Source organism: Bradyrhizobium sp. JYMT SZCCT0428 (genome assembly GCF_018131075.1).
Classification (GTDB): Bacteria; Pseudomonadota; Alphaproteobacteria; order Rhizobiales; family Xanthobacteraceae; genus Bradyrhizobium.
The window spans coordinates 112,471-126,722 of the sequence record NZ_JAFCLS010000002.1 but is presented as its reverse complement, the minus strand read 5'-3'; the positions used below and the strand labels follow the sequence as shown (position 1 = coordinate 126,722).

The window sequence follows — 14,252 nt, the reverse complement described above, 5'->3', positions numbered from 1 at the left end:
ATCACATCGCTTCGAGATTCATCTAGCTTGCAAGGGTGCCAATACTTCGCGCCTCGTAAGCCTTTGAAGAGACGGAGACTGTGCGCCAATGCACTGCGCACGACAATCGCGCGGAAAAGGGAAGAGGGGCTGACTGATCTACGTCTGCCGTGCGCAACCACGACGCGAGCGGCTGTAATAAGAAAAAGGGTCGCCAATGCGCTCAACAAGAACCCGCTTCATCGATCTGGCTAACGCTGCCAACGGAATGCTCTGCGCGTTAGCCCACTCAACCTGCCTTACCCTGACGCCTTCACCGGCATTGGCGATAATTGTAGTGCCCTCCAGTTGGCAGCAACAGCAACTCAAGCAAGATAATCTGGTGACCGAAGTCCGCGCGCCGGTGCCGGGTTACTGCAGGTACTACTCCGATCCAAGCAAGACGCAGGGCTTCCGGGACGTTTGCCCGTAACCGCGCACGTCAGGAGTCAGGGTCATGACGCTGCTGCAAACCGACGTCCAGCAGGGCGACACGCCGTCGGAAGAGGGCCGGACCGCCGACATGGTCCGGATTCCCGGCGGCACATTCCGAATGGGCTCCGACCATCATTACCCTGAGGAAGCGCCGGTACATCGCGTGACGGTGGACGGCTTCTGGATCGACCGCACGCCGGTGACCAACCATCAGTTCAAGCAATTCGTGATCGCAACAGGTCACAAAACCTTTGCCGAAATCCCGCCCGATCCGAAGCATTATCCAGGGGCCCTGCCGCACATGCTGTACGCGGGCTCTCTCGTGTTCGAGCGGCCGCACTCGACCTATGATTTGCGCGACTGGAGCCAGTGGTGGACCTTCATGAAGGACGCCAACTGGCGGCATCCGTATGGACCCAGGAGCGACATCAACGTCCTGAATGATCATCCCGTCGTCCATGTGTCTTACTCGGACGCGCTGCTCTATGCGCGATGGGCGGGTAAGGATCTGCCGACCGAAGCCGAATGGGAGTTCGCCGCGCGCGGCGGGCTAGATGGCGCCGAATTCGCGTGGGGCGACGAGCTTACGCCCGATGGCGTGCATATGGCTAACACCTGGCAGGGCGAATTCCCGCTGCACAATCGCCATGAGGATGGCTACGAGCGCACCTCGCCGGTAACGGCGTTTCCGCCGAACGGTTATGGCTTGCACGACATGATCGGCAATGTCTGGGAATGGACCTCGGACTGGTACGCGCCCCGGCATGAAGCCGACGCGCCGAAGGCGTGTTGCATCCCGGAAAATCCGCGCGGCGGGCGGGAGGAGGGCAGCTACGACCCCCGCCAGCCGAACGTCAAAATCCCGCGCAAGGTCATCAAGGGTGGTTCGCATCTGTGCGCACCGAACTATTGCCGCCGCTATCGCCCGGCGGCGCGGCATGCCGAGGCGATCGATACCTCGACCAGTCACCTTGGGTTCCGGTGTGTGGTGAGGAAACCACTCGCGCAATGATTTCCAACGTCGTGCAACAAGTGGAGAGTTGAATGTCAGGCAGCAAGACCAACAACCCTACCGACGGCCTTAGCAACGCCACCGATAACCGAACCGTCAGCCGCCGCAATGTCCTGCTTGGAACCTCGACCCTGGTTGCAGCGGCTGCTGTGACAACCGGCGCACTCGCGCAGGCCCAGAAGGCCGCGCCGGCAACCTCCGCGGCGCCAACTCCGGCTCCGCCGCCTGCTGCTGCGGGGTCCGGCCGCAAGCCGAATATCCTGGTCATCTTCGGTGACGACGTCGGCCAGACCAACATCAGCGCCTATTCGTTCGGAGTGGTGGGTTACAAGACTCCGAACATCGATCGGATAGCCAAAGAAGGCATGATGTTCACCGACTATTATGCGGAGAACAGCTGCACGGCGGGCCGATCGACGTTCATCACCGGCCAGGCGTGTCTGCGCACCGGCCTTTCCAAGGTCGGCGCACCCGGTGCTTCGGTTGGCCTTCAGAAAGGCGACATCACCATCGCTCAGGCGCTCAAGCCGCTGGGTTACGCTACGGGACAGTTCGGCAAGAACCATCTCGGTGACCTCGACGAGTATTTGCCTACCAATCACGGCTTCGACGAATTTTTCGGCAACCTCTATCATCTCAACGCCGAGGAGGAGCCCGAGCAGCCATTTTGGCCGAAGGATGATCCGGCGTTCCTCAAGGCCTATCACCCGCGCGGGGTGATCCGCAGCGCTGCCGGCGGCAAGATCGAAGACACCGGGCCGCTGACCAGGAAGCGAATGGAAACGATCGATGACGAGACGACAGACGCCGCGATCGATTTCATGGCGCGCCAAACAAGGGCCAACAAGCCATTCTTCACCTGGATGAACGCGACGCGGATGCACGCCTTCACGCATGTGCGTCAGTCGATGCGCGGGCAGAGCGGCATGGTCGGCAACGAATATGCCGACGGCATGGTCGAACATGACGGTCATGTCGGCAAGCTCCTCAAGGCGCTCGATGACCTCGGGATCGCCGAAAACACAATCGTTGTCTACACGACTGACAACGGCCCCAATCAATGGTCCTGGCCGGACGCCGCCACCACGCCATTCCGCAGCGAGAAGAATACGAACTGGGAAGGTGCGTTCCGCGTTCCGGCGATGGTGCGCTGGCCGGGCAAGATCAAGCCCGGCGAAGTTTCAAACCAGATCGTCTCCGGTCTTGACTGGTTCCCGACGTTGCTCGCCGCCGCAGGCGATGCCGATGTCAAGGAACGGCTGCTCAAGGGCTGGCAGCCGGAGGGAAATCCAACCACCTTCAGGAACCACCTCGACGGCTACAACCAGCTCGACTATCTGACCGGCAAATCGCCGAACAGCGCCCGCTCGGACTTCTACTACTTCAATGACGATGGCGATCTGGTGGCGATGCGCTACGACGACTGGAAGATCGTTTTTGCCGAGCAGCGTCAACTGGGAGGCATGGTGGTGTGGGCCAATCCCTTCACGACGTTGCGCGTGCCGAAGATATTCAATCTTCGGATGGACCCCTATGAGCGCGCCGACGTCGTTTCAGACCAATACTACGACTTCCTGGCAAAGAACGATTACATGATGGTGAAGGGACAATTGAAGGCTGCGGCATTCCTGCAAACGTTCGTCGACTACCCGCCGAGCCAGCGCCCAGCCAGTTTCAATGTCGAGGGCGTTCGCAAAGAGGTCAACAAGGCGATCGACAAGTCATTCAAGGATCGCGGCATCGAGAAATAATCGAGGAAACGAAGTTGCCGGCCGGCTCCATGCTGCCGGCGCTTCGCTGTCTGCGACTGTAAGGTCTATGATGATGACCGAAACATTTCAGTCCTCCCGCCGCCGCGCCTTGGCGTTGCTTTTTATCGCCTCTTTGTCCGGCTTTTCAATCCAGGACTCGTTTGGGCAGACTGATGCACTGCCCTCCTGGAACGATGGCGCGACCAAGAAATCCATTACCGACTTCGTCGCAAAGGTGACGACGCAGGGCGGTACGGATTTCGTGCCGCCGGCGGAACGCATCGCCGTGTTCGACAATGACGGCACGTTGTGGTGCGAGCAGCCGGTCTATTTCCAGGCCGCCTTCGCACTCGACCGCGTAAAGGCGATGGCACCCAACCATCCGGAATGGAAAAGCCAGCAGCCGTTCAAGGCGTTCCTTTCCGGCGACAGGAAGGCGCTGGCGGAGCAGGGCGAAAAGGGCGTGCTGACGCTGATGGCCGCGGCGCATAGCGGCATGACCACGGACGAATTCGCAAAATCCGTCGCCGACTGGCTCGCGACCGCCAGACATCCGCGCTTCAACCGGCCCTACAACGAACTGATCTACCAGCCGATGGTCGAACTGCTGGCTTATCTCCGGGCCAACGGTTTCAAGACCTTTATCGTGTCCGGCGGCGGCGTGGAGTTCATGCGGGTGTGGGCTGAGAAGGCCTACGGCATCCCGCCCGAGCAGGTGGTGGGCTCGTCCGGCGTCACGCAATACCGGCTCGACGCCGCTGGCAAGCCGTCGTTGTTGAAGACGGCGAAAGTGCAGTTCATCGACGACGGCCCGGGCAAGCCTGCTGGTATCAACATGATGATCGGCCGCCGCCCGATCCTCGCCTTCGGCAATTCGGACGGTGACCATCAGATGCTGCAATGGACCACGGCAGGAAGCGGCGCGCGCTTCGCCGGCATCGTGCACCACACAGATAGCACACGTGAATATGCCTACGACCGCCCGTCCAAAATCGGGCAGCTCGACAAGGCGTGGGACGAAGCCAAAGCAAAAGGCTGGACGGTCGTGGACATGAAACAGGACTGGAAGAAGGTTTTCGCGTTCGAACCCTAGGACGCCTGAACCAGTTTTGAAGGAGATGACGATGAGCAAGACTTTGTTTGTTACATTTGTCCTTTCCTGCCTTGCGGGAGTTGCGATCGCTCAAACGCCGCAGGAGCGATTGCTTCGCAGCCGCGCCGTCGAAGCGGCAATCTGGGGCATGCCCGTCGTCAACTACGACCTGATGCTGCAGGAAATGCTGACCAAGACGCCAGGCAAGGTGAACCAGGTGATCTATTGGGGCAAGCCGCTCGACTGGAAGAACCAGACGCTGACGCCCAATCCCGACACGCTCTATTTAATGACGTTCCTCAACACCAGAGATGTCGGGCCGATCGTGATCGAGATTCCGCCTGCGGATGCAAACGGCTCCCTCAACGCCAATTTCGTGAATATCTGGCAGGCACCGCTCGAAGATGCCGGATTGCTCGGCGTGGACAAGGGGGCGGGCGTCAAGCTCTTGATGCTGCCGCCCGGCTACAAGGGACAAGTGCCGTCAGGCTATGAGGCGCTGCAGCCGGAAACGTGGGGCAGCTACGGCCTGATCAGGTCGAACCTGAAGAGCCACGGCGACGCGGACGTAGCAAAGTCAGTCGCCTACGCGAAGCAGATCAAGGTCTATCCGCTCTCGCAGGCATTCAATCCGCCTGCGACGACCTTTACCGACGTGAAGGATATCCTGTTCGATACGACCATCCGGTTCGACGAGAGCTTCTACACAAACCTCGACCGGATGGTGCAGAGCGAACCGTGGCTGGATCGCGATCGTGCCATGATCGACCAGTTGCGCTCGATCGGCATCGAGAAGGGCAAACCTTTTGCTCCCGACGCAAAGACGAAGCAGGCATTCAAGGAGGGCATCGCCGAAGCCCATGCGTGGATGGCCGCCAAATACGACGGCGGTTTACCACCGTTCTTTGAGGGGACGCATTGGACGTTCCCCGGTCATCCCGAGTTGATCAAGGCGGCAGGCGATAACTTTAACGATCCAAATGCCTACCCCGTCGATTGGCGCGGCGTCGCCTATCACTACGCGTACATTGCCCTCAAGCGAATGGGCGCCGGCCAGTTCTACCTCATCAACATCAAGGACAAGGACGGCGCCGATTACGAGGGCGTAAAGACCTATCGTCTCCGCGTTCCCGCGGGCGTACCGATCGAACAGTACTGGTCGCTGACAGCCTATGATCGCGACACCCACGCACTGATCAAGAATGTCGATCGCGCCAGCCGTGCGTCGAACGCTTCCGACGTGAAGAAGAATTCCGACGGCTCGGTCGACATCTACGTCGGTGCCAAGGCACCGGCCGGCCAGGAGGCGAACTGGATACCGACCGATCCCGCCCGCAAGTTCGAGCTGATGTTCCGCCTCTACGGACCGAAGAAGGAGTTCTTCGACAAGGTCTGGAAGCTGCCGGACGTGGAGGCGATCACGGCATCGACGATAGGGGGCAGCAAATGAGGGCAGAGGCTGATCGTAGAAATATCCTGCTTGCAGGAGCCACGCTTGGCGTCGCGTCGTTGCTCGCGGGAAGTACGTGCACCACGAGCGCCGAGACATCATCGCTCAATCCGCAACCCTTGCCGCCATCGCCGGGGTGGGGTCGCGCCATGCCGGCCGCTCCCGACGCACGGGTCAAGATCACGGAGGCGTACGCCGCCCACGTCGCGCGCGATGCCTTCTTCTGGGCCTGGCCGCTGGTCAATACCTATAACCGCCGGCTTGCATTCTCGAAGATGACGGAACAGCGGTATGTCGGCCCATTGCTCGAGGCGCCGCTCAACCGCCTCACCATGCTCACGGATTACGTCAATCCGGAAGAGCGCAATGTCGCGTGCCCGAACCAGGATGTGGTTTACGGCCTCGGCATGGTCGCGATGGATGTTTCTCCGGTGGTGGTCCAGGTGCCGGATTTCGGTGATCGCTTCTGGGTCTATCAGATCGTCGATCTGCGCACCGACAGCTTCGTCCAGCTCGGCAAGATGTACGGCACCACACCCGGCTTCTACCTCCTTGTCGGGCCCAACTGGAACGCTGAAGTGCCGAAAGGCGTCACCCGCGTATTCCGCGCATCGAGCAATACCGGCCTTGTCGCGCCACGTATCGCTCAGAACGACACGCCGGAAGACAAGCGCGCCATTCAGGACGTGCTGACCGGTATCGCGATGTACCCGGTCGCGGAGTACGACGGGCGTCTGAAAAAGGTCGAGTGGAGCAAGCTGCCCAAAGTCCCCGGCGCGCCTCCCGGCGAAGAGGAAACGCGCTGGGTGCTTCCTGAAAGGTTTTTCGATGAACTTCCTGCGGTGCTCGCCGATGCGCCGCCGCTGCCCGGCGAGGAAGCGCGCTACGCGCAACTGCTCGCCGTGCTGGCGGCCGCCAAGGACAATCCGAAAATGAAGCAGGTGATGATTGAGGCCGCCAAGGACGCCGAAGAGAAGGTGGTGAATCCGTTGTTCCAGTTCCGCAACTACGGCCAGCAGCTTCCGTACCACTGGAGCACGATCTCGAACGAAGCCGCCTTTGGCACCGATTACTTTACCCGCACAGCAGTTGCCAAATCGAACATCCTGGTGAACGCCCCGAACGAAACGAAGTATTTCTATCAGGACCTCGATGCTTCGGGGGCACGGCTCAACAACGCCAACCGCTACACGGTGACGTTCGCGAAAGACGGCACGCCTCCCGTGAATGGTTTCTGGTCGCTCTCGATTTACAATCAGCACCATTTCTTTGTTGCAAACCCGATCAACCGGTTCTCGGTCGGCACCAAGAACAAGGACCTTAAACTCGCCGACGATGGTTCGCTCACCATCTACGTGCAGGCCGAGGCGCCGGCCGATCCCACACAGCGCGCCAACTGGCTGCCTGCTCCCAAGGGAGACTTCTCGCTCTACGTCCGCGCCTATTGGCCGAAGGCGCCGGTGATCGACGGCTCCTGGACGCCGCCCGCGGTGCAGCGCGTCAGTTAGGAGAGCGTCATGACCGGCTACGACATCTTCGCCTGGATCGTGCTGATCATCCTGGCCCTTCAATATGGCAAGGATGGCTCCCTCACGATCTATGTGAGCAACGCCTCACCGGGGAAGGACAAGGAGAGCAACTGGCTGCCGGCGCCGGCGGCGAAATGCAGCCTGGTCGCGCGCGTTTATGGACCGAGCAAGGCGGCGATGACGGGGCAATGGAAGCTGCCACCGCTGGAGCCAGAAAAGTGAGGCCGTAAAATGAGAAGAGAGAACGTGGAAGCTGCCGGATATACAAGAGACCGACTAAAGGTGGATCATGAAAACGAAACTCCTGCTCGGATTGGTTATCGCGACTTCCGCTGCACTCAGCGGAAATTCTCTCGCGCAATCACCCCCCGCCAACGTCGTCCCCGTCACCGTCGAAAACTTCGCCCGTCCGGAATCTGATCTGTACTTCAACGCAATCGTCAAGAAAGACGGCTTCGGCAAGTTCGAGTTCACGCGCACGCCCTCGCTGATCGAAGCGCAAACAGTTGTCCGTATGAACCGTGACACCCTTTATGGCGGAGCGGTGTTCGATCTGGATGCCGGACCCGTCACGGTCACGTTGCCTGACGCTGGCAAACGCTTCATCTCGATGCAGCTGATTGATCAAAACCAGTACTCACCCGCCGTGTTTTATGGTGGCACCCATACGCTTACGAAGAAGCAGATCGGAACGCGCTATGTCATGGTCGCGAACCGGATACTGGTTGACCCGAACGATCCGAAAGATATCCAGACCGGCGTCGCTTTGCAGGACGCCATTAAGGTCGTCCAAAAGAGCCTTGGCAAATTCGAGGTGCCGAACTGGGATCCGGTCAGTCAGAAAAAGGTGCGCGAGGCGTTGATCGTTCTCAGCACGACGCTTCCCGACTCGAAGCGCATGTTTGGCAGTCGGGACCAGGTCGATCCCGTGCGCTTTCTCGTCGGATCAGCGGCCCTCTGGGGCGGCAATCCCGAGAAGGATGCCATCTATCTCAACGTCACCCCCGCGCGGAATGACGGCACGACCGTCCATAAGATCAGCGTCGGAAATGTGCCCGTCGAAGGCTTCTGGTCAATCAGCCTTTACAACGCCAAGGGCTATTTCGAGCCGAACAGTTACAACGCCTACACCGTCAACAATCTAACGGCGAAGAAAAGCACCGATGGTTCGGTCGCCGTCCAGTTCGGCGGCTGCGACGGCAAGATACCGAAGTGCCTGCCGATCATGCCGGGTTGGAACTACACCGTTCGGCTCTATCGCCCGCGCGCGGAAATCCTGAACGGCAAGTGGAAATTCCCTGAGCCGAAACCCGTGAGCTGAACCATGTCCGGCTACGACATCTTCGCCTGGATCGTGCTGATCATCCTGATTGCCTGCGTGGTCGCGGTGTTCTGCATCGCCGGCTGGCTGCCGGGGCACATTGCCAGGAGCCGCAACCATCCATGGGCGGAGGCGGTGACGGTGGCCGGCTGGGTCACGCTGATCTGCGGTTTTGCGCTTTGGCCGGTCGCGCTGATCTGGGCCTATGTCGACAGTCCCCGTCCGCGCGCGGAGACACGGCCATGATGATCGCGCTGATGGCGGCTTACCTGGTCTTTCTCTTCGCCATCGTGCGGCTCGGCATCGTGCGCTTCAATCTTTTCTGGAAGGCGTCGCCCTTCATCGTGCTGCTGCTTCTCAACCTCGGCCTGTTCATTCCGATGGGCTGGGGCGCGCCGCAGGGCCCGGCGCTGGTCGTGCGCCATGCCGTCTCGATCGTGCCTGATGTGGCGGGCGAGGTCGCCGAGGTCCCGGTCATGGCCAACACGCCACTCAGGACGGGTGATATCCTGTTCAGGATCGATCCCACGCCATACCAGGCGCAGGTCAGGACGATCGAGGCGCAGCTGAAGCTCTCGGCGACGCGTCTAGCCCAGATGACGCAACTGTTCGAGCGAGATTCCGGCCGCGGCTTCGATGTCGAGCAGCGGCAGTCCGAGGTCGACCAGCTCAAGGGGCAGCTCGAGGCGGCGCAGTGGAATCTCGACAAGACGACGGTCCGCGCGCCGGGCGACGGCTATGTCACCAACCTCGCGCTGCGCAAAGGTGCGCGCGTCACCAACCTGCCGCTGGCGCCGGTAATGGCGTTCATCGACACATCAGGCACCATCATCGGTGTCGAGATCAACCAGATCGATGCACGCTACGTCGAGCCGGGGCAGGAGGCTGAGGTAACCTTCAAGTTTGCACCCGGTCAGGTCTACGCTGGCAAGGTGGAAGGCGTGCTGCAGGCCCTTGCCACGGGGCAGGCGCAGGCGTCCGGCATCGCCGTCATGCCGAAAGCGATTGAAGCCGCTCCCTTCGTGGTGCGCGTCAAGCTTGATGATGCCGAGGTCGCGCGGAAACTGCCGGCCGGCTCGGTTGGCACGGCTGCGATCTACACCGAACATCTGAAACCAACGCACGTCATTCGGCGCGTGATCCTGCGCCAGGTCGCGATATTGAACTATGTCAATCCGTTCTAACCTACTTCAGGTGCCTTGGTCCGCGCGGCGTCACCGGTTTCTCCGGAGCGGCCGGCGCGAAGCTCAGGGTCGCCATGAATGTGGCATTCGCCGGCCGGTTCTCGGTGAAGACGTCCGCGTAGCCGCGCAGGTTCAGATAGCCGGTGTAGCCTTCCCACGTTGGAAAGAAGAAACCGATCTGCGGGCCAATGCCGATTGCCGTGCCCCTGTTGGCGCCGAGCTTTGCGCCGGTGCCTGTGTCGCCGGTGACCTGCTGATAGACATAGCCGACCACCCCTGCATGAACGCTCTTGCCGATAAACTGCGAAGCCGCCAGGTCGGCATGAAAGTCGATGCCGTTGCGGTAATCCAGAGCCGTGTTCGTGCCGCTGAAGCTGAAGCCCCCGACCACCGTAAACTCCTGGCCCGTCTTCGGATTGAGATAGGTGTAGCCGGCGCCGCTATCGACCGCGACAAAACCGGGACTGAGATTCGCGAGGCGGGTGGAATCATAGGTACCGGTCGGGATATTGCCGAACACGTAGGTCATGAGGTTGTGGACGCCGAAATTCCATTTCAGGGTACCGATGTAATACACATCGCCCCAGGTGACCCGGTTGTCGAACGCCGAGCCGGAAATCGTGTTGCCCCGCGGCCCCGTCAGCGTCGCGTTGATATCGACGCCGATATTGCCGGGCACGGTCGCCGCACCGATCGTCAGCTGGCCGCCGAGCACAGGTGTCGCAAAAGTATAGGTCGGCAGGAATACGCCGACATCCGCTTTTGCGCGCAGACCGGCAACGATGTTGGAATTGTTCTGGAGGGCCTTGCCTCCGCCGGCTGTGGCGTCGAGGTGAATATACTGGAAAGTATAGCTCATCCCGGGCTGGCCGGGCACTGCGGAGAGGCTGCCCATGGTGCCCGGCAACCAGAACCCGATGCCGCCGTTGTCCGCTTTTGCAGTAAGCGGCACCAAAGCGATCGCGGTGAACGTCAAGACTGCGAGCGCTTGTTGCGACCATCGGTCCATCATTTGGATTCTCCCGGAGGCGCCAAAAGACAGCTCATTCTAGAAGAAGGCGAAGCTGGTTTTGCACCTCATTTACGGTTCGGCCCGCACAACCGAAGATTTTTTTTGGGTAGTGACTTAATCGCCACGCGACCTTGCCGGTTAGAGTGTTCCAATGCTGCATTTCGGGACAACCAATATGCAGTTTGTGCCACCGCTGCAGTTTGCCGTCCTAATCGGTTCTCAACGATTGCCATGCGAAGGCATTCTGATGCCAGGCGTTGCGGAGCGTCCGCCTTCGAAATCGCGAAGACGAAGCTCGAGGTCCAGAGATGACCAGCAGTTCCGAAGAACAGCGCAAGATGCGTATCGGGTTTCGTACCTCGATCGTTACGCTGTTCGTGGCTGTGGTGCTGTTTGTCGGATTGACGCTGGTCTATCTCAGCTTCAGCCGCGTGTCGCGGATCACACAAACGGCGGCGAGCACCTTCATCGACAAGGTGGCGCAGCTCGGCGCCGATCGGATCGATTCGAAATTTCGCAACGTGCGCGACAGCCTCGAAATTCTCGCAGGTCTGCCGTCGATTCAATCGGCCGAAATCGAGGACAATTCGCGGCTCTATGGCCTGATGGCCTCGATGTTGCGCAACAACCCCCAGATTTTCAATCTCTATGTCGGCTATGAGGACGGCTCGTTCCTGGAAATGGACGTGATCGATCGCGCCAAGCCGGCCTTCCGTGCCAGCCTCGGTGTGGATGAAGATGCCGCTTTCCGGGTGGTCATCATTTCCCGCACCGGCGCGGCGTCGTCGTCGCCTGTCACATTGTTCCTTTCGGAGAACTTGATCCAGGTAGCGGAGACCAAGGCGCCGGCCAGCTACGACCCGCGCCAGCGTCCCTGGTATGTCGAGGCCTTCAAGGACGAGAAAACGCTGCTCACCGGGCCGTATGTGTTCTTCGCGACCGGGCAGCCCGGCTACACGTTGCGGACAGTTTTGAAGGAAGGCCGGCGTGGCGTGGTGGCGGCCGATCTCCTGCTCAATCGCCTCGAGGCGATGCTGGGCGAACAGGGGCTCGGCAATTCCGGGTTTGCCTTTCTGTTTAACGATTCCGATCGGATCGTCGGCCATCCCGAGATGAGCCGGCTGATGGACGAAATTCCCGAACGGGGCGACGAACTGCCCCGGATGAATGCCATCAAGCTGCCCGGTCTCATGCAAGCGGTCGGGGCTTGGCGAAAGGGCGGCGCTTCCCAGCACTTTTTTGCGGACGACGCCGGGCGCAGCTATGTCGCTGCCTTCCACGGCGTCGAGACGGCCGGCAATGCCAATATCAAACTCGCGGTGATCGCGCCGCTCGACGAGTTTTTTGCGCAGATCATCTCGGAACGCAGGGGCCTCTTTTTGCTGGCGCTCGGATTTGTGCTCGGCATGCTGCCGCTCGCCATCTGGCTCGGCTCCATGCTCGCGCGGTCGCTGCGAAACCTCGCGCAGCAGACCGACGACATCCAGCATTTTCGGCTCACGGATCGCCCGAGACTGCATTCGGTTATCGACGAGATCAACGAACTCGGCCGCTCGGTCTTCACGATGCGGACGGCAGTCCGCAACTTCTCGAGCTTCGTACCGCGGCCGATCGTGCGGCAACTCATCGAGTCCGGCGCGTCGATCGAGCTCGGGGGCACGCGGCGGGAAGTCACCGTGCTCTTCACCGATGTCGCCGACTTCACCGCCAAGACGGAAAAGGCCGATCCATCCGACGTCATGATTTTCACCTCGCGCTATTTCGCGGCGCTGTCGGAGACGATCATGAAGCATCACGGCACCATCGACAAATTCATCGGCGATGCCGTGATGGCGTTCTGGAATGCGCCTGATGACGATCCCGATCACGTCGTTCACGGCTGTGAGGCCGTGCTTGCCTGCCTCAGGCGCAACAACGAATTGAACGAACAGTTCCGCGAAGTCGGCTGGCCAGCCTATGGCACCCGCTTCGGCCTGCATGCCGGCGATGCCGTCGTCGGCAATGTCGGCTCTTCCGATCGCATGAACTACACGGCGCTCGGCGCGAACATCAATCTGGCTGCCCGCCTCGAAGGGCTCAACAAGAATTACGGCACGCGAGTGCTGGTGAGCGTCGCGGTGAAGGAGCGCGTCGAAGGGCGTTTCAGCTTCCGCAGCGTCGACGAGATCAAGCCGAAAGGATTCGCGGAAGCTGTGCGGATATTTGAACTGCGTGGCGAGACAGATGGAGCTTCGGAGCATGCCTTCTGCCAGCGCTGGGAAATCGTGTACGCTGCGATCCGGCAGGAGCAGCCGGCCGCAGCGCTGGTATGGGTCACCGATTTTCTCGCTTTGTATCCCGGCGACGGCGTTGCGCGCTACCATGCCGAGCAGCTTCGTGCCGGACTGTTGGGGACGCGTCTTGCAGCGCCGGCCGGAGCAATCAAATGAGGCGCGTACTGGGCCAGGTAAACAGGCGTCAGGTCCTGGCCGGCGGACTGGCGGCAGGCGCCTGCCTTGCGGCGCCGGCGATTGTGCAGGCGCGGACGCGAGTCCGGCTTGGCTATCTGCATGTCGTCGCCGTCGATGGCCAGATATTTACCGGTCTCGACCGCGGCTCGTTCGACAAGCAGGGCATCGATTTCGAACTGGTCGAACGCAACACCGGGCCTGAAGTGTTCGAGGCCATGGCGCGCGGCGAAGTGGATGTGCTGTCGGCCGGCGGGGTGATCTCGAACTATCTGGCGCTCGGCGCCGGGCGTGCATTCCTGATCAACGACATCGAAATAGCCACGACGCAGCTATGGGTGCGGCCCGACCTCGGCGTCCGCTCGTTCGCTGATCTCCGGGGCAAACCCATTGCGACGACCACCAGGACGACCGCTCACATCTTTCTCGATCGCGCGTTGCGCGCCAACAGCATCGACAATTCCGAAGTCGAGGTTCGCAACAGCAGCATGTCGGCGGCAGTAGCTGCGTTCATTTCCGGCGAGGTTCCGGCGGTTGCGCTCTGGGTGCCCTTCAACATCATGGTTCGCGAGAAAGTGCCCGGCGCCGTCAAGCTGGTGGATGCGTCGGCATTTTATCCGCAATCGGCCGTCGTTGGCGGCTGGGTCGCGCGCCATGATTACTATGGCAACAACAGGGATGTGCTTGGCGGGATCATTCGCGGCTGGGCGGACGCCAATGACTATATCCTGCGCAACAGCGCCGCTGCGGCGCAGGCTTTGCAGAAGAACCACTACCGCCAAGCGACGGTTGCCGACATTACCGAAGCACTCCGGGCGCAAAAGATGTTTTCGTCGCGGGAGTGGAAACGCCTCTATTTCGACGGCACCGTTGTCAAATGGCTTCAGCAGGTCAGCGACTTCTTCATGGCCGGCGCCGGTGTGACGAATGCGAAACCGGCCACGGAATATTTCGATCCCAGCCTCTATCTTGCGGAGATTCAGTGAGGGCGCGCCGCGAT

General features: G+C 60.7%; 12 protein-coding genes. 11 read left to right on the top strand and 1 reads right to left on the bottom strand.

From position 1 onward, the window contains the following. Positions 1-541: 541 nt before the first annotated feature. From JQ575_RS02450 to JQ575_RS02410, 9 genes are all read left to right on the top strand, one after another. Positions 542-1,465, top strand: coding sequence for a formylglycine-generating enzyme family protein (locus JQ575_RS02450; protein WP_212031872.1), 924 nt, complete (start codon positions 542-544; stop codon positions 1,463-1,465). 32 nt (positions 1,466-1,497) lie between these two features. After that, positions 1,498-3,216: an arylsulfatase gene (locus JQ575_RS02445; protein ID WP_249166384.1), complete on the top strand. Its 1,719-nt coding sequence runs from the start codon at positions 1,498-1,500 to the stop codon at positions 3,214-3,216. 67 nt (positions 3,217-3,283) lie between these two features. Then, on the top strand, positions 3,284-4,309 hold the full coding sequence (locus JQ575_RS02440) for an HAD family phosphatase (protein ID WP_212031703.1): 1,026 nt from the start codon (positions 3,284-3,286) through the stop codon (positions 4,307-4,309). 31 nt (positions 4,310-4,340) lie between these two features. Next, entirely contained in the window at positions 4,341-5,759 is a 1,419-nt protein-coding gene (locus JQ575_RS02435; protein WP_212031702.1) for a DUF1254 domain-containing protein, read from the top strand. A 149-nt stretch (positions 5,760-5,908) separates the two neighbouring features. Next, complete coding sequence (locus tag JQ575_RS02430; protein WP_249166383.1) at positions 5,909-7,267, top strand: DUF1254 domain-containing protein; 1,359 nt, start codon at positions 5,909-5,911, stop codon at positions 7,265-7,267. Positions 7,268-7,276: 9 nt separating this feature from the next. Then, positions 7,277-7,510: a DUF1214 domain-containing protein gene (locus tag JQ575_RS02425; RefSeq protein ID WP_212031700.1), complete on the top strand. Its 234-nt coding sequence runs from the start codon at positions 7,277-7,279 to the stop codon at positions 7,508-7,510. Positions 7,511-7,577: 67 nt separating this feature from the next. Then, entirely contained in the window at positions 7,578-8,609 is a 1,032-nt protein-coding gene (locus JQ575_RS02420; protein ID WP_212031699.1) for a DUF1254 domain-containing protein, read from the top strand. Between the two features lie 3 nt (positions 8,610-8,612). Beyond that, positions 8,613-8,855 (top strand): DUF3302 domain-containing protein, encoded by a 243-nt coding sequence (locus JQ575_RS02415; RefSeq protein ID WP_212031698.1) that lies wholly within the window; start codon positions 8,613-8,615, stop codon positions 8,853-8,855. Continuing rightward, the gene (locus tag JQ575_RS02410) at positions 8,852-9,793 is read left to right on the top strand and encodes an HlyD family secretion protein (RefSeq protein ID WP_212031697.1); all 942 of its coding nucleotides are present in this window, start codon (positions 8,852-8,854) and stop codon (positions 9,791-9,793) included. The genes JQ575_RS02415 and JQ575_RS02410 overlap by 4 nt, the downstream gene beginning before the upstream one ends. Position 9,794: 1 nt before the next feature. Here JQ575_RS02410 and JQ575_RS02405 read toward each other — a convergent pair whose 3' ends face one another. Continuing rightward, complete coding sequence (locus tag JQ575_RS02405) at positions 9,795-10,805, bottom strand: transporter (protein ID WP_212031696.1); 1,011 nt, start codon at positions 10,803-10,805, stop codon at positions 9,795-9,797. Between the two features lie 308 nt (positions 10,806-11,113). Between JQ575_RS02405 and JQ575_RS02400 the strand changes: the two genes are divergently transcribed. Together JQ575_RS02400 and JQ575_RS02395 are read left to right on the top strand one after the other, a co-directional pair. Continuing rightward, a complete protein-coding gene (locus JQ575_RS02400) occupies positions 11,114-13,234 on the top strand; it encodes a cache domain-containing protein (RefSeq protein ID WP_212031695.1) in 2,121 nt (706 codons plus the stop codon). Continuing rightward, entirely contained in the window at positions 13,231-14,238 is a 1,008-nt protein-coding gene (locus JQ575_RS02395) for an ABC transporter substrate-binding protein (protein WP_212031694.1), read from the top strand. The genes JQ575_RS02400 and JQ575_RS02395 overlap by 4 nt, the downstream gene beginning before the upstream one ends. Positions 14,239-14,252 lie beyond the last annotated feature (14 nt).

Bases quoted from the DNA above. Each gene is read 5' to 3' on its own strand.
- JQ575_RS02430 (WP_249166383.1), top strand. From the start codon at position 5,909: ATGCCGGCCGCTCCCGACGCACGGGTCAAGATCACGGAGGCGTACGCC.
- JQ575_RS02405 (WP_212031696.1), bottom strand. From the start codon at position 10,805: ATGATGGACCGATGGTCGCAACAAGCGCTCGCAGTCTTGACGTTCACC.
- JQ575_RS02420 (WP_212031699.1), top strand. From the start codon at position 7,578: ATGAAAACGAAACTCCTGCTCGGATTGGTTATCGCGACTTCCGCTGCA.
- JQ575_RS02425 (WP_212031700.1), top strand. From the start codon at position 7,277: ATGACCGGCTACGACATCTTCGCCTGGATCGTGCTGATCATCCTGGCC.
- JQ575_RS02395 (WP_212031694.1), top strand. From the start codon at position 13,231: ATGAGGCGCGTACTGGGCCAGGTAAACAGGCGTCAGGTCCTGGCCGGC.
- JQ575_RS02450 (WP_212031872.1), top strand. From the start codon at position 542: ATGGTCCGGATTCCCGGCGGCACATTCCGAATGGGCTCCGACCATCAT.
- JQ575_RS02415 (WP_212031698.1), top strand. From the start codon at position 8,613: ATGTCCGGCTACGACATCTTCGCCTGGATCGTGCTGATCATCCTGATT.
- JQ575_RS02410 (WP_212031697.1), top strand. From the start codon at position 8,852: ATGATGATCGCGCTGATGGCGGCTTACCTGGTCTTTCTCTTCGCCATC.
- JQ575_RS02440 (WP_212031703.1), top strand. From the start codon at position 3,284: ATGATGATGACCGAAACATTTCAGTCCTCCCGCCGCCGCGCCTTGGCG.
- JQ575_RS02445 (WP_249166384.1), top strand. From the start codon at position 1,498: ATGTCAGGCAGCAAGACCAACAACCCTACCGACGGCCTTAGCAACGCC.
- JQ575_RS02435 (WP_212031702.1), top strand. From the start codon at position 4,341: ATGAGCAAGACTTTGTTTGTTACATTTGTCCTTTCCTGCCTTGCGGGA.
- JQ575_RS02400 (WP_212031695.1), top strand. From the start codon at position 11,114: ATGACCAGCAGTTCCGAAGAACAGCGCAAGATGCGTATCGGGTTTCGT.